The organism is Stenotrophomonas cyclobalanopsidis, assembly GCF_008710035.1.
Classification (GTDB): domain Bacteria; phylum Pseudomonadota; class Gammaproteobacteria; order Xanthomonadales; family Xanthomonadaceae; genus Stenotrophomonas; species Stenotrophomonas cyclobalanopsidis.
The window spans coordinates 1-14,431 of sequence record NZ_VYKI01000033.1 but is presented as its reverse complement, the minus strand read 5'-3'; the positions used below and the strand labels follow the sequence as shown (position 1 = coordinate 14,431).

Annotated in this window: 13 protein-coding genes; all 13 read left to right on the top strand. The window is 67.7% G+C overall.

The genetic code is table 11. The features are described from left to right. The first annotated feature begins 134 nt into the window (after positions 1-134). The 13 genes from FJU31_RS17255 (at position 135) to FJU31_RS17195 (ending at position 14,300) form a co-directional block, all read left to right on the top strand. A complete protein-coding gene (locus FJU31_RS17255; protein WP_150455834.1) occupies positions 135-719 on the top strand; it encodes a hypothetical protein in 585 nt (194 codons plus the stop codon). Between the two features lie 88 nt (positions 720-807). Beyond that, positions 808-1,254, top strand: a complete 447-nt coding sequence (locus tag FJU31_RS17250) for a GNAT family N-acetyltransferase (protein ID WP_150455833.1) — start codon at positions 808-810, stop codon at positions 1,252-1,254. Between the two features lie 153 nt (positions 1,255-1,407). After that, positions 1,408-3,084 (top strand): malate dehydrogenase (quinone), encoded by a 1,677-nt coding sequence (gene mqo / locus FJU31_RS17245; RefSeq protein WP_150455832.1) that lies wholly within the window; start codon positions 1,408-1,410, stop codon positions 3,082-3,084. A gap of 321 nt (positions 3,085-3,405) precedes the next feature. Continuing rightward, positions 3,406-5,595, top strand: a complete 2,190-nt coding sequence (locus tag FJU31_RS17240; protein ID WP_150455831.1) for a TonB-dependent siderophore receptor — start codon at positions 3,406-3,408, stop codon at positions 5,593-5,595. 271 nt (positions 5,596-5,866) lie between these two features. After that, positions 5,867-7,510, top strand: a complete 1,644-nt coding sequence (mdcA, locus tag FJU31_RS17235) for a malonate decarboxylase subunit alpha (RefSeq protein WP_150455830.1) — start codon at positions 5,867-5,869, stop codon at positions 7,508-7,510. Between the two features lie 10 nt (positions 7,511-7,520). Next, positions 7,521-7,841, top strand: a complete 321-nt coding sequence (mdcC, locus tag FJU31_RS17230) for a malonate decarboxylase acyl carrier protein (protein ID WP_150455829.1) — start codon at positions 7,521-7,523, stop codon at positions 7,839-7,841. Further along, a complete protein-coding gene (locus FJU31_RS17225; RefSeq protein WP_150455828.1) occupies positions 7,838-8,746 on the top strand; it encodes a biotin-independent malonate decarboxylase subunit beta in 909 nt (302 codons plus the stop codon). The genes mdcC and FJU31_RS17225 overlap by 4 nt, the downstream gene beginning before the upstream one ends. After that, the gene (gene mdcE, locus FJU31_RS17220) at positions 8,743-9,453 is read left to right on the top strand and encodes a biotin-independent malonate decarboxylase subunit gamma (protein WP_150455827.1); all 711 of its coding nucleotides are present in this window, start codon (positions 8,743-8,745) and stop codon (positions 9,451-9,453) included. The genes FJU31_RS17225 and mdcE overlap by 4 nt, the downstream gene beginning before the upstream one ends. Next, entirely contained in the window at positions 9,446-10,087 is a 642-nt protein-coding gene (gene mdcG / locus FJU31_RS17215; RefSeq protein ID WP_150455826.1) for a malonate decarboxylase holo-[acyl-carrier-protein] synthase, read from the top strand. The genes mdcE and mdcG overlap by 8 nt, the downstream gene beginning before the upstream one ends. After that, entirely contained in the window at positions 10,084-10,950 is an 867-nt protein-coding gene (mdcB, locus tag FJU31_RS17210; RefSeq protein ID WP_150455825.1) for a triphosphoribosyl-dephospho-CoA synthase MdcB, read from the top strand. Before mdcG ends, mdcB begins: the two co-directional genes overlap by 4 nt. Next, positions 10,947-11,867: a malonate decarboxylase subunit epsilon gene (gene mdcH / locus FJU31_RS17205; protein ID WP_150455824.1), complete on the top strand. Its 921-nt coding sequence runs from the start codon at positions 10,947-10,949 to the stop codon at positions 11,865-11,867. The genes mdcB and mdcH overlap by 4 nt, the downstream gene beginning before the upstream one ends. A 104-nt stretch (positions 11,868-11,971) precedes the next feature. Next, positions 11,972-13,339, top strand: a complete 1,368-nt coding sequence (locus FJU31_RS17200; protein WP_150455823.1) for an SLC13 family permease — start codon at positions 11,972-11,974, stop codon at positions 13,337-13,339. 241 nt (positions 13,340-13,580) lie between these two features. Next, positions 13,581-14,300, top strand: a complete 720-nt coding sequence (locus FJU31_RS17195; protein ID WP_150455822.1) for a GntR family transcriptional regulator — start codon at positions 13,581-13,583, stop codon at positions 14,298-14,300. The last annotated feature ends 131 nt before the right edge of the window (positions 14,301-14,431 follow it).

The following is a 14,431-nucleotide window of genomic DNA, read 5'->3' as shown; positions in this document are numbered from 1 at the left end:
TTCGTTCGATATCTGACAGGTGTGTCGACCAAGGTCGACACCTACCAACAGCCGCGCGGATCTGTCGGGACCCCATTCTGCGGGGCTGGTTTCTGTGCCAGCATCGCGGCAACCGACCTTCTGGGGGCTGGGCGATGCAGACTGATCCGGTGTTCCTGCATATCCGCGTGGTGATGGGCATCATCCTGGGCCTGTCGATCACCACGCTGCTGAAGGGGCTGGCGCAGATCATCGAGCACCCGCAGCGACGTGGCTGTTCGGCCCTGCACCTGTGCTGGGTGGCGTGGACGCTGGTGTCGCTGGTGACGTTCTGGTGGTGGGAATTCCGCCTGATCCAGGTGCACCAGTGGACCTTCGAGATCTATCTGTTCGTGATCACTTACGGCGCTACATGGTTCCTGTTGTGCGCCCTGCTCTTTCCCGATGACCTGCGCGATTTCGGCAGCTACGGCGCCTACCTGATGCAGCGCCGGCGCTGGATCTTCAGCGTGATCGGCGCGCTGACGCTTCTGGATCTTGTGGATACCGCGATCAAGGGGCAGAGTCGCTGGCGCCTGCTGGGCGAGGCGTATCCGCTGCACACGGCGCTGATGCTGGTGGTCTGCGTGCTGGGCTGGAACCTGCGCACGGCGCGCGCGCAGGTGGTGCTGGCCGGCCTGGCGCTGGCGTACCAGGTGGGCTACTTCGCTGCGGAGTACTTCACCATCGGCAGTGATTGAATGCCGCCAGCGCACCGGTAGCTGCTAACCTTGGTTGGCCTCTAAGAACCTCCGCCAGGCACGGCCCGGCGCTACCGAAGGAACCTGCATGACGATCCACTACCGCCCCGCCCTTGCCACTGATGCAGCCGCCTGCATCGACCTGCGCGGGCGTACCCGCGAAAACGCCTTCAGCGCCACGCAGCTGGCCGAACTCGGCATCACCGCGGAGAGCTGGGCAGCAGGTATCGCCGAGGGCGACTTCATCGGCCGCATCGCAGAGAACGACGGCACGCTAGTCGGCTACGGTTTCGCCGACCGCGACAGTGGCGAGGTGCTGGTGCTTGCCCTGCTGCCGGACTACGAAGGCCGCGGCATCGGCCAGCGCCTGCTGCAGGACGTGGTCGGACTCGCCCGCGCCGCCGGCCATCGCCGCCTGTTCCTGGCCTGCTCGGCCGATCCGCGCTCGCGTTCGCACGGCTTCTACCGGCATCTGGGCTGGCAGGCCACCGGCGAGGTGGACGAGGCGGGCGACGAGATCCTGGAACTGATCTGAGCGCGTGACGCCGGCGCGCGGGATGCTGCATTGCATCAAAACCGGACCGGATCGGGTTAAAATTGCGCCAGGTTGCTGCAAGGCATTGTTTCTTCACGCCATTTGCTGTCCCAGCGCGCATCCTGCCCCCTTCCCTACGCCCAAGTCATTCCCATGAAGAAATTTGGCAAGGCTCTTATCGCCCTGCTCGTGCTGCTGTTGCTGGCCGCCGCGCTGTTCCTGTACTGGCCGCTGACCCAGCGTTCGGTGCCCGCCGCCAGCAACGACAAGCCGGTCGACGTCGTCCTGGTCGGTGCCGGCATCATGAGCATCACCCTGGCCACCTACCTGCAGGAACTGCAGCCGGACTGGAACATCCAGGTCTACGAGCGGCTCGACACCGTCGCCGGCGAAAGCTCGGACGGCTGGAACAACGCCGGCACCGGCCACTCGGCATTCGCCGAACTGAACTACACCCCGGAACTGCCCGACGGCAGCATCGAGACCAAGCGCGCGGTCGGCATAGCCGAATCGTTCGAGGTCTCGCGCCAGTTCTGGTCGCACCAGGTGAAGGAAGGCCGGTTGAGCCAGCCCAGCGACTTCATCAACCCGACCCCGCACATGAGCTTCGTCTGGGGCGATGACAACATCGCCTACCTGCACAAGCGCCAGCAGGCACTGGTGAAGAACCCGCTGTTCTACGGCATGCAGTACTCGGAGGATCCGGCGCAGATCAAGCAGTGGGCACCGCTGCTGATGGAAGGCCGTGACCCGAAGCAGAAGGTCGCTGCGACCTGGATGCCGCTCGGTACCGACGTCAACTTCGGCGTGATCACCCGCCAACTGACCGCCGGCCTGCAGCGCAGCCCGAACTTCGGCCTGCACCTGGAACATGAAGTGCGCGCGCTGCGGCAGAACGCCGACAAGAGCTGGAACGTGACGGTGAAGGACCTCAAGGCCGGCACCGAGACCACCACCCACGCCCGCTTCGTGTTCATCGGTGCCGGTGGCGCCGCGCTGAAGCTGCTGCAGATGTCCGGTATTCCCGAATCGAAGGATTACGCCGGCTTCCCGGTGGGCGGCCAGTTCCTTGCCTTCCAGGGCGCGGACGTGACCTCGCGCCACCACGTGAAGGCCTACGGCATGGCCGAAACCGGTTCGCCGCCGATGTCGGTACCGCACCTGGATGCGCGCAAGCTGGACGGCAAGCCGGTGATCCTGTTCGGGCCTTTCGCGCTGTACAGCACCAAGTTCCTCAAGCACGGCTCGTGGTGGGACCTGTATTCGTCGGTCAACCACAACAACGTCGGCCCGATGCTTTCGGTGGGCAAGGACAACCTGGACCTGGTGCAGTACCTGATGGCCCAGGCGCGCCTGGACGATGCCGACCGCCAGGCCGAGCTGGTCAAGTACTTCCCCAACGCCAAGCCCACTGACTGGAAGCTGGTGACGGCCGGCCAGCGCGTGCAGATCATCAAGCGCGACCCGCTGAAGGGCCCGGTGCTGCAGTTCGGCACCGAGATCGTGACCGACAAGGACCACACCCTGGCCGCCCTGCTGGGTGCCTCGCCGGGTGCCTCGACCTCGCCGCCGATCATGCTGGACCTGATGGCCAAGGCCTTCCCGGAACAGATGAAGGCCGGCTGGGAAACCCGCCTGCGCGAGATCGTGCCGTCGTACGGGCGCAAGCTCAACGACAACGCCGCGCTGACCAACGAGATCCGCACGCAGACCAGCCAGACCCTGCACCTGCCGTATCTGGAGGTGCCGGTGGAAGGCGGTGCGACGCCGGCGCTGGCCCCGGCCGCGCCGGAAAAGCGCAACGCCAACGAGGAGCTGCAGGCGCTGTAAGCCTGCTTGCTCGCTGCCCTACACGGACGGCCACCTTCGGGTGGCCGTTCGTATTTGGGGCGGCTCTTTGGTGTAGAGCCGAGCCCATGCTCGGCTCCAGCCAAATGCAGCCGAGCATAGGCTTGGCTCTACAGAAGGCGGTGCCCGGCGCCAGGACGCCCCTGTCGCTGATACGAATTGTAATGTTGTTAAGAATTATTTACATTTGCGCCCTGCGCAGTGACTGCGCCCTCCCAGATGGACCTGATGTGCCCGAAGCCGCCGCCCCGGGTACTGGACGACTGTCGCCACCCTTCCCCGCTTCCAACCCTCGAGCCCACCATGTCCTTGACACTGCGTAACCGCCTGCCCCGCCGCGCGCTGCTGCCGGCTGCCCTGCTTTCGTCGCTGTCCCTGCTGGCGGCGCCCAGCGCGTTTGCTGCCGCCGATGCCTCCGACGCCAAAACCCTGGACCGGGTGAGCGTGCGCGCCGAACAGTCGGCGCCGCCGTCGAGCACCACCCGCCTGCCGATCACCCTGCAGGAAACCCCGCAGTCGTCCACGGTGATCGGCCTGGACCGCCTGCAGAACGAATCGCTGTTCAGCATCAACGACGTGATGCGCAATGTGACCGGCGTCAGCGTGTCCTTCTATGACACCCAGCGCCCGCTGTACTACGCGCGTGGTTTCGCCATCACCGATTTCCAGGTCGATGGCATCCCCACCTACAGCGGCTCGACCAACCAGGAATACGACACCGCCTTCTACGACCGCGTGGAAGTGATCCGCGGTGCCAACGGCCTGCTCAGCGGCGCCGGCGTGCCGTCGGCCACGGTCAACCTGCTGCGCAAGCGCCCGGGCAAGGAGTTCGATGCCTCGTTCTCGGTCAGCGCCGGCAGCTGGGATTACCGCCGCATGGAGGCCGACGTGACCGCGCCGCTGACCGCCGATGGCCGCTTCCGCAGCCGCGTGGTCGCCGCCTATACCGATCGTGATTTCTATTACGACCGCTACAAGGAAAACAAGATGGCCGGCATGGCCGTGCTGGAAGGCGACCTGACCGACAGCACCACGGTCACCGTCGGCTACCAGACCCAGGACAACAACCCGGTGGGTTCGACCTGGGGCACCGTGCCGTTCTTCGACAGCCAAGGCAATTTCGCCCACCTGCCGCGCTCGACCAATGTGTCGCCGAAGTGGAGCTACTGGCAGCGCGAAACCAGCACCGTGTTCGCCAACGTGGAGCAGCGCTTCGGTGACGACTGGCTGCTGAAGGTCAACACCTCCTACACCCGCGGCAACGTGCAGAACGTGCGTCTGTACGGCACCGGCAACCCGAACCCGGTGGACGGCTCGGGCATCTTCCTGCGTGCCGCCGCCGGCGATGCCGAAGACACCCGCCGCAACGTCGATGCCTACCTGACCGGCACCTTCAGCCTGTGGGGCCAGGAGCACGACGTGACCCTGGGCACGCAGTGGTCGGACCTGGAAGCCACTACCAACACCACCACGCTGAACTTCCCGAGTGACTGGGCGCGCTGCGGCAACGAGCGCTGCTACTACATCCCCGACATCTACAACTGGAACGGCGACATTTCCGAGGTGACCTACACCCGCACCGGTGCGCGCCGCCTGGCCAAGACCACGCAGAGCGGCGTGTACTTGGCCACCCGCCTGCGCCTGGCCGACCCGCTGGCACTGATCGCCGGCGCACGCCTGAGCCGCTGGGAAACCCGCACCCGCGCCTACAACGCCACCGGCGCCTACACCGGCACCAGCGGTGCGTACAAGGTCAGCGACGAAGTCACTCCGTACGTGGGCCTGGTCTACGACATCACCCCGGACGTGTCGGTCTACGCCAGCTACACCGAGATCTTCAACCCGCAGAACTACAAGGACAGGAACGAGAACCTGCTGGCGCCGGTGCAGGGTTCCAACGTCGAGGCGGGCATCAAGACGCAGTGGTTCGACGGCCGCCTGACCGCCAATGCGGCGGTGTTCGAAGCCAAGCAGGACAACTACGCGGTGCGTGACATGAGCGTGCCGGACGGTTCGCTCAGCGATGGCAGCTCGGCCTACATCGGTGTCAACGGCACCAAGGCGCGCGGCTGGGAAATGGACATCAACGGCGAGATCCTGCCGGGTTGGACGGTCAATGCCGGCTTCACCCACGTCAAGGTGACCCGCGCCGCGACCGACCTGCTGTACGCGAACCCGGCCGAGGACCTGCTGCAGCTGAACACCCAGGTGCGCCTGCCCGGCGTGCTGGACCGCCTGACCGTCGGTGCCGGCGTGCAGTGGCAGAGCAAGGTGCAGGGCTACAACATCCCCTACCCGCTGGGCGGCACGGTGACGGTGAACCAGCCGGCCTATGCGCTGGTGCAGTTCAACGCCAACTACCGCATCAGCGACAACTGGACGGCGACGCTGAGCGTGCGCAACGCGCTGGACAAGACCTACTGGGCGAACCTGGACTACAACAACTACGGCGAACCGCGCTTCGTGGCGGCCAGCCTGCGCTGGAAGTTCTAAGCCGCCGCATATCGGGGTTGGATCCCTTTCCGCAGGAAAGGGCTCTGACCCCACACGGGTCTCCATCCACGCACGGCGTGGATCTACTGGCGCAATCCCGGTGGGGGCCGACCGTTGGTCAGCACTTGCCTCCCCGCGCCGCCACGACCAACGGTCGTGGCCTAGCTGAATGGGCCCGCCTGCGTGCGGGCCCTCTTTTTGCTGCGCTGCGGGTTGCACACCCCTCTGTAATTATGCCGTAATTATTCCAACGCCAATCGGAAGCCGGTCGATGAACCCGAGCTGGGACACGTTGGAACGCAGCCGCCAGGCCCGCCTGGAACGGGCCGCGCCATGGGCCAAGGGCCGCGAGGTCGCCGCCGCGGATGTGGCCGAACTGCTGCACGCCCTCCTCGAACCGGGCGACAAGGTCTGCCTCGAGGGCAACAACCAGAAGCAGGCCGACTTCCTCGCCCTGGCCCTGGCCGACCTGGATCCCGCCCGCGTGCACGACCTGCACATGGTGCAGTCGGTGCTGTCCCTGCCCTCGCACCTGGATGTGTTCGAGCGCGGCATCGCTTCGAAGCTGGACTTCTCGTTCTCCGGCCCGCAGTCGGTGCGGCTGGCCAACCTGGTGGCCGAAGGGCGCATCCAGATCGGTGCCATCCACACCTATCTGGAACTGTTCGGCCGCTACTTCATCGACCTCACCCCGCGCGTGGCGCTGGTCGCCGCGCAGGCCGCCGACCGCCACGGCAACCTCTATACCGGCCCGAACACCGAAGACACGCCCGTGATCGTCGAGGCCACCGCCTTCGGAGGCGGCATCGTCATCGCCCAGGTCAACGAAATCGTCGACACCCTCCCCCGCGTCGATATCCCCGCTGACTGGGTCAACTTCGTGGTGCAGGCGCCGCGCCCGAACCACATCGAACCACTGTTCACCCGTGACCCGGCGCAGATCTCCGAGATCCAGGTACTGATGGCGATGATGGCCATCAAGGGCATCTACGCAGAGTACGGCGTCAACCGCCTCAACCATGGCATCGGCTTCGACACTGCGGCCATCGAGCTGCTGCTGCCGACCTACGCCGAATCGCTGGGGCTGAAGGGCAAGATCTGCCAGCACTGGGCGCTGAACCCGCACCCGGCGCTGATTCCGGCGATCGAATCGGGCTTCGTCAAATCGGTACATTCGTTCGGTTCGGAGCTGGGCATGGAGAAGTACATCGCCGCACGTGGCGATGTGTTCTTCACCGGTGCCGATGGGTCGATGCGCTCCAACCGCGCGTTCTCGCAGACCGCCGGCCTGTATGCCTGCGACATGTTCATCGGTTCCACCCTGCAGATCGATCTGCAGGGCAACAGCTCCACCGCCACCCGCGACCGCATCGCCGGCTTCGGTGGCGCGCCCAACATGGGCTCCGATGCACGCGGCCGCCGCCACGCCAGCGATGCCTGGATCAAGGCCGGGCAACAGGCCGCGCGACCGGGTGAAATGCCGCGCGGGCGCAAGCTGGTCGTGCAGATGGTGGAGACTTTCCGCGAACACATGGCGCCGGCCTTCGTTGAACGCCTGGATGCCTGGGAACTGGCCGAGCGCGCGGACATGCCGCTGCCGCCGGTGATGATCTACGGCGACGACGTCAGCCACGTACTGACCGAGGAAGGCATCGCCAACCTGCTGCTGTGCCGCACGCCGGAGGAGCGCGAACAGGCGATCCGCGGCGTGTCCGGCTACACCGCTGTCGGCCTCGGGCGCGATCGCGCGATGGTGGAAAACCTGCGCGACCGTGGCGTGATCCGCCGCCCCGAAGATCTCGGCATCTCGCCTCGCGATGCCAGCCGCGACCTGCTGGCCGCGCGTTCGGTGAAGGACCTGGTGCGCTGGTCCGGCGGCCTGTACGACCCACCCAAGCGCTTCCGCAACTGGTAAGGGACAGAGCATGGAAACCCTCGACTATCGATTCGACGGCCGCACCCCGGTGCAGTTCCCTCGCGATGCGGTGCTGGTGGGCGTGCTCGCCTCGGGCAACCTGGAAATCCTGCTGGAGCCCGCCGTGCAGGACGGTGCGATGACGGTGCGGATCATCACCGCCGCGCAGGGCTTCGGCACCATCTGGCAGGCGGTCATCGCCGATTTCGCGCAGCGCCATCCGCTGCGCGACGTGCGCATATCGATCAACGATGCCGGCGCGACCCCGGCCGTGGTCAGCCTGCGCCTGGACCAGGCCGTGGAAACCCTGCTGGCCGGAGGCACGCCATGAGCCACGTGCAACGCCGCAGCTATTACGAAGCCGATGCGCGCGAACGCATCGCCGGCCTGATCGACGCCGGTTCGTTCCGCGAATTCCTCGGCCCGGCGCGACGGGTGATGAGCCCGCACCTGGCCCAGCTCGACCAGCCGGCTGCATTCGACGATGGCATTGTCGTCGGCGAGGCCACGCTGCAGGGCAAGCGCGTGCTGCTAGCCGCGCAGCAGGGTGAATTCATGGGCGGTGGCGTCGGCGAAGTGCACGGCGCCAAGCTGACCGGCCTGCTGCGCCGCGCCGCAGAAACCCGCCCCGACGGCGTGCTCCTGCTGCTGGATACCGGCGGCGTGCGCCTGCACGAAGCCAACGCGGGGCTGATCGCCATCTCCGAAATCATGCGTGCAACGCTGGGCGCACGCGCCGCTGGCGTGCCGGTGGTCGCCCTGATCGGCAGCGGCAATGGTGCGTTTGGCGGCATGGGCATCGTCGCTCGCTGCTGCACCACCGTCATCATGTCCGAGGAAGGCCGGCTGTCGCTATCCGGGCCGGAAGTGATCGAGACCGTGCGCGGCGTGGAAGAATTCGACTCGCGCGACCGCGCCCTGGTCTGGCGCGTGACCGGCGGCAAGCACCGCTACCTGATCGACCAGGCGCAGGTGCTGGTGCCCGACGCCATCGAAGCGTTTGCACGTGCCGCCGCGGATGCACTGCAGGCCGACACCGCCAGCGGCGATACCGACACCGCACTGAACGCCCTGCAGGCCCGCCATGCCGCACTGAAGGCACGCGTGCAGGCCTGGGGCGATTGCCGCGATGGACTGGAGATCTGGGTACGCCAGGGCATCGCCGAACCCGAGCGCCTGCCGCTGCTGGACACCGACGCCTTCCTTGCCGCCACCGCCGACCGGAGCCTGCCATGAGCGCCCCGCTGCAGACCCTGCTCGACGCCCTGTTCCCGCGCGGGCACCGCATCGACGTGCAGGATTCGGTGCTGACCGGCACGGCCACCACCGAGGATGGCGAGGTGACGGTGATCGGCACCACCGACCGCATCGAGGTCGGCGTCGACCATGCATTGGCCCTGGCCGACACCGTGCTGGCCAGCACCGCTGCGCATCCGCAGCGACCGATCGTGATGCTAGCCGACACCGCCGGCCAGCGGCTGGCCCGCCGCGATGAACTGCTGGGCATCAACGGCTACTTCGCCCATCTCGCGCAGACCCTCGACCTGGCCCGCCGCCGTGGCGCGCGCCTGGTCACCCTGGTCTACGGTGAATCGGTGAGCGGTGGTTTCCTGTCCTTCGGTCTGATGGCCGACCACATCCATGCCCTGCCCGATGCGCAGGTGCGGGTGATGGACCTGCGCGCGATGGCACGGGTGACCAAGCAACCGCTGGAGAAGCTGCAGGCACTCAGCCAGAGCTCGCCGGTGTTCGCGCCGGGCGTGGCCAACTACGTGTCGATGGGCGCGGTCGATTCGCTGTGGGACGGCGACCTTGCCCAGCACCTGCTGCAGGCGCTGCGCACGCCCAGCGACGGCGACCTGCGTGCCGCACGCGGCGCAGAGCGCGGCGGCCGTGCGCTGGCAGCGGATGTCTGCACTGCGGTGGTCCGCGGCGATGCCTGACCGGCCCGCCCGCCACACGCTGGCCTGGCTGTCGGCGCATGCCGATTGGCGGGCCGACGTGGCCGCGCACGAACCGCGCCTGGCGGCGTGGTTTGCGCAGGGGCTGCCAGCGATGGTGGCGCGGCGCGCCGTGGATGATCCCGACCCGCGCCTTCGCCTGGGCGTGCCGCTGCCGCCGAGCGAAGGCAAGCAGCGCATCGCCCTGCGCGTACCGCTGCACGATGTAGTGCGCCAGCAGCCGCCGCCGACGCTGGAAGCGATCCTCGCCACCGGTGTTGCCCATGACTGGCAGCTGGCGCTGCACGCATTGGCGCACATCGCGCCTGCACGCGTGTTTGGTGCCTTCGCCTGGCAGCATCTCAGTGGCCTGCCCTATGTGCATGCCGCTTCGGATATCGACCTGCTGTGGCAGGTGGATGCCGCTGCGCAGGCCGACGCAGTGGTCGCGCGCCTGCAGGGCTGGGAACGCGAGTACGGCCGCCGCGTGGATGGCGAACTGTGCCTGGGCGATGGCGGCGCGGTGAACTGGCGCGAATACGCCGGTGGCAGCCGCCAGGTGCTGGTGAAGCGCCTGGAAGGCGCCGCGCTGGAAGCCCGTGACCGGCTGTTCGCGGCCACCGGAGTGGCCGCATGAACGCCCTCGCCCATGCTGACCGCCCCGTCGCGCGCCGCGTCGACAGCGCGCGCCTGGGCCGCCTGGCCATCGCCAGCCTGCATGCCGAACTGGCCTGCGCACCCAAGCCGGGCCTGGTCACTCCGTTTAATACCGGCAGCCATGACGACATGGATGCCGGCACGTTTCTGCGCAGCCTGTTCGCGCTGCGCCACTACTTCACCGCGATAGCCGACGCCGGCGCTGCTGATGCGCCGTTTGCCAGCCTGCGCGCGCACGGCATCGCCGCCGAGCACGCGATGCTGCGCGCCACCGGCGGCATCAATACCCATCGCGGTGCCATCTTCAGCCTGGGCCTGCTGGTGGCCGCTGCCGCACGCTGCCGCCGCCAGCACGGCCAGGCCGCGCCCGCCGCGCCCGCCGCGCAGGTCTGCCTGGCTGTGCAGCACTGGGCCGATGACTTCGCCGCTGCGCCGCTGGATGCCTCCAGCCCCGGCCAGCGCGCGCGCCTGCGCCACGGTGTCGCGGGCGTGCGCGAGCAGGCCGCCGCCGGCTACCCCCTGCTGCGCGAGCTGGCCGTACCGACCCTGCGCCATGCCCTGCACAACGGCCTGCCGCGTGATGCGGCGATGTCCCACACCCTGATGCAGCTGGTCGCGCAGGTGGACGATCTCAACCTGCTGCACCGTGGCGGCGCCGATGGCCTGGCCTGGGCGCAGCAGCAGGCACGGCTCTTCATCGAGGCGGGCGGTGCCTTTGCACCTGGCTGGCAGGCACGCCTGCACGACATCGGTGAGGGCTTCGTCGCGCGCCGCCTGAGCCCGGGGGGCAGCGCCGACCTGCTGGCCTGCAGCTGGTTCCTGCTGCAGCAGGAGGGCGCATGAGCCTGGCCCTGCTCTGCCCCGGACAAGGCGCGCAGCACGCGGCGATGTTCGACCGCGTGCGCGAGCTGCCTGCGGCCCGCGACGTGCTGGCGTCGGCCAGCGCCGTGCTCGGCCGTGATGTGTTCGCGGCCGCCGCCGACGAAGCACGCTTCGACAACGCAGTGGCGCAACCGCTGCTGTGTGCCGCAACGCTGGCGCACTGGCACGGCCTGCGCGATGCGTTGCCGGCACCGCTGCTGGTGGCCGGCTACAGCATCGGTGAACTGGCCGCGCATGCGGTTGCCGGCAGCGTTGATGCGAGCACCTGCCTGGACCTGGCCGCGCAGCGCGCGCGGCTGATGGACGCCGCCAGCCCCGCCGATGCAGGCATGCAGGCCGTGCTGGGGCTGGAGCGCCACACGCTGCAGCCGCTGTGTGATGCACACGGCACACATGTAGCGATTGCCAACGGTCGCGATCACTTCATCGTCGGCGGCACGCAGGCCTGCCTGCAGGCCCTGGCCGATGCCGCGCGCACGCGGGGCGCGGAGATCCGCCCGCTGCCGGTGCATGTCCCCGCGCATACGCCGCTGCTGCACGCTGCCGTCGCACCGTTCGCCGCCGCACTCGATGCCTCGCCGCTGCAGGCCCCGCGCGTGCCGCTGCTGGCCGGCATCGATGCGCGCCCGGTGCGCGACCGCGCGGCAGCGGTGCACACGCTGTCGGCGCAGCTGGCACAGAGCATCGAATGGGCGCAGGTGATGCGCCAGGCCTTCGAGCGCGGCGCGCGGGTACTCCTGCAGCTGGGCCCGGGCAATGCATTGGCGCGCATGGTCGCGCCGTCCTACCCGTGCTGCGAGGTGCGCGCGGTGGAAGAGTTCCAGAGCCTGGACGGCGCGGCGGCATGGGTCCGCAGCGCGCTGGAGCGGCTGCAGTAACGGGTTCGAGCAGTACGTATCACGCATCACGTTGTACGACGCCTTACCCCGGGATGGCGGGTCTCCATCCGAGCTGTACCCGAGTCACGTGTCTGGGAGGGCGCATGAGTCCACAAATCGCAACGATCATCGGTCTGGTGATCATGTTCATCGTCGCTACCGCGATGCCCATCAACATGGGAGCGGTTGCCTTCGCCCTCGCCTTCATCATCGGCGGAATCTTCGTCGACATGGGTGGCAAGGACGTGCTCGCCGGCTTCCCCGGTGACCTGTTCCTGACCCTGGTCGGCATCACCTACCTGTTCGCCATCGCGCAGAAGAACGGCACCATCGACCTGCTGGTGCACTGGGCGGTGAAAGCGGTACGCGGCCACATCGTGGCCATTCCGTGGGTGATGTTCGTCATCACCGCCGTGCTGACCGCCTTCGGCGCGCTGGGCCCGGCTGCGGTGGCCATCATCGGCCCGGTCGCACTGCGCTTCGCCAAGCAGTACACCATCAACCCGCTGATGATGGGCCTGCTGGTGATCCATGGTGCGCAGGCCGGTGGCTTCTCGCCGATCAGCGTGTACGGCAGCATCACCAACGGCGTGGTGCAGAAGGCCGGCCTGGAAGTGACCGAGATGGCAGTGTTCCTGACCAGCCTCGGCTTCAACTTCATGATGGCGATCATCTGCTTCCTGGCCTTCGGTGGCATCGCGCTGATGCGTCGCGGTTCAATCACCGCCGCCGGTGGCGTGGGCAACGCCGAGCTGGCCATGGCCGGTGGCCCGCAGGCTTCGTCGCGGCAGTTCGCCATCGAAGGCCACGGCGCGCTGGTTGCCGCCGGTGGTGGCACGCTGTCCAATGATCCGGCCGCGCTGGATGCGGTGGGCTTCACCCGCGAGCGTCTGTTCACCCTGATCGGCCTGCTCGGCCTGGGCGTGGCCGCGCTGATCTACAACCTCAACGTCGGCCTGGTCTCGATCACCGTCGCGGTGGTGCTGGCCCTGCTCTCGCCGCAGAGCCAGAAGGGTGCGGTGGATGGCATCAGCTGGTCGACCGTGCTGCTGATCTGCGGCGTGGTGACCTATATCGGCGTGCTCGAACATGCCGGCGCGGTGGACTTCATCGGCCATGGTGTGTCCAGCATCGGCATCCCGCTGCTGGGTGCGCTGCTGGTCTGCTACGTGGGCGGCATCGTGTCTGCATTCGCCTCGTCGGCGGCGGTGCTGGGCGCGACCATTCCGCTGGCGGTGCCGTTCCTGCTGCAGGGCCATCTGGGTGCGGCCGGCGTGATCTGCGCGCTGGCGGTATCGTCGACCATCGTCGACGTCAGCCCGTTCTCGACCAACGGCGCACTGGTGGTGGCCTCGGCCGCGAAGGAAGAGCGCGAGACGCTGTTCCGCCGCTTCCTGGTCTACAGCGGCCTGGTGGTGGCGTTCGGCCCGCTGCTGGCCTGGCTGGTGTTTGTGGTACCGGGCTGGATGTAAGTGCGAGGGGCGCCGGACGATTCCGGCGCCCTTCTGCCGGGTAGAGTCGACCGTTGGTCGACTGCTCTTCGCATGAACGCCGGAAAACCCCGCGCTTCGCGCGATAGTCGACTGACAGTCGACTCTACCCCGCCGTTGTCCCCGCATCGGTTTCCCCCAACCGTTTTCCCCCGTCGTTCCCCGCATCGCTTTTCCCCACCCCGATACAGGTTCCACGCATGGAGGCAGTACACTTTCCACCATGGCCATTGCTCCCGCCCCGCGTTCGCCGAAGAAGCGCGCCCCCCTGTACGAAGAGGTGGCCGAGCATGTGCGCGAGCGCATCTACGATTACCGGCTGCCGCCGGGCGAATGGATCGACGAACCCGCCCTGTGCGAGGAACTCGGCATCAGCCGTACGCCGCTGCGCGAGGCGTTGAAGCTGCTGGCAGCCGAAGGGCTGGTGCAGATCGATGCCGGCCGCGGTGCGCGGGTCACCCGGCTGACGCTGGAAGACCTCAACCAGCTGTTCCCGGTGATGGCGATGCTGGAAGGCCGCTGCGCGCATGAAGCGGTCAAGCACATCGACGACGCCGGCGTGCAGCAGCTGGAAGACCTGCATGCGGCGATGGAAGAGGCCGCCGCCAACGGCAACATCGCCGAGTACTACCGCAACAACTACCTCATCCACGAAACCGTGCAGCACTACGCCGGCAACCCGTGGCTGATCCGCATCACCCACGACCTGCACCGCATCCTGAAGATGCACCGTGGCCGCCAGCTGCTGGCACCGGGCCGCACCGCGCAGTCGCTGGCCGAACACCGCGAACTGATGGACTGCTTCCGCCGCCGTGACGCGCAGGCCGCCGAACGCACGATGGAACGCCACCTGCTGAGCCAGGGCCAGGCGCTGGCCGCCTACGTGGCCGATGGTGGGTTGTTGAACGTGCCCGCGCCGCTGCCGACCGAAGGCGGCGGCTGAGCGGGCATTGCCCGGCACGACGAACGACGGCTGACCACTGTTCTGTGGCCCGCCACGACGAACGACGGCTGACCGCTGTCGTGTTGCCCGCCACGACGAACGACGGCTGACCGCTGTTCTGTAGAGTCGAG

Coding starts and splice junctions, on each gene's coding strand:
- mdcB (WP_150455825.1), top strand. CDS start 10,084: ATGAACGCCCTCGCCCATGCTGACCGCCCCGTCGCGCGCCGCGTCGAC.
- FJU31_RS17255 (WP_150455834.1), top strand. CDS start 135: ATGCAGACTGATCCGGTGTTCCTGCATATCCGCGTGGTGATGGGCATC.
- mdcG (WP_150455826.1), top strand. CDS start 9,446: ATGCCTGACCGGCCCGCCCGCCACACGCTGGCCTGGCTGTCGGCGCAT.
- FJU31_RS17225 (WP_150455828.1), top strand. CDS start 7,838: ATGAGCCACGTGCAACGCCGCAGCTATTACGAAGCCGATGCGCGCGAA.
- FJU31_RS17240 (WP_150455831.1), top strand. CDS start 3,406: ATGTCCTTGACACTGCGTAACCGCCTGCCCCGCCGCGCGCTGCTGCCG.
- mdcE (WP_150455827.1), top strand. CDS start 8,743: ATGAGCGCCCCGCTGCAGACCCTGCTCGACGCCCTGTTCCCGCGCGGG.
- mdcC (WP_150455829.1), top strand. CDS start 7,521: ATGGAAACCCTCGACTATCGATTCGACGGCCGCACCCCGGTGCAGTTC.
- mqo (WP_150455832.1), top strand. CDS start 1,408: ATGAAGAAATTTGGCAAGGCTCTTATCGCCCTGCTCGTGCTGCTGTTG.
- mdcA (WP_150455830.1), top strand. CDS start 5,867: ATGAACCCGAGCTGGGACACGTTGGAACGCAGCCGCCAGGCCCGCCTG.
- FJU31_RS17195 (WP_150455822.1), top strand. CDS start 13,581: ATGGCCATTGCTCCCGCCCCGCGTTCGCCGAAGAAGCGCGCCCCCCTG.
- FJU31_RS17200 (WP_150455823.1), top strand. CDS start 11,972: ATGAGTCCACAAATCGCAACGATCATCGGTCTGGTGATCATGTTCATC.
- mdcH (WP_150455824.1), top strand. CDS start 10,947: ATGAGCCTGGCCCTGCTCTGCCCCGGACAAGGCGCGCAGCACGCGGCG.
- FJU31_RS17250 (WP_150455833.1), top strand. CDS start 808: ATGACGATCCACTACCGCCCCGCCCTTGCCACTGATGCAGCCGCCTGC.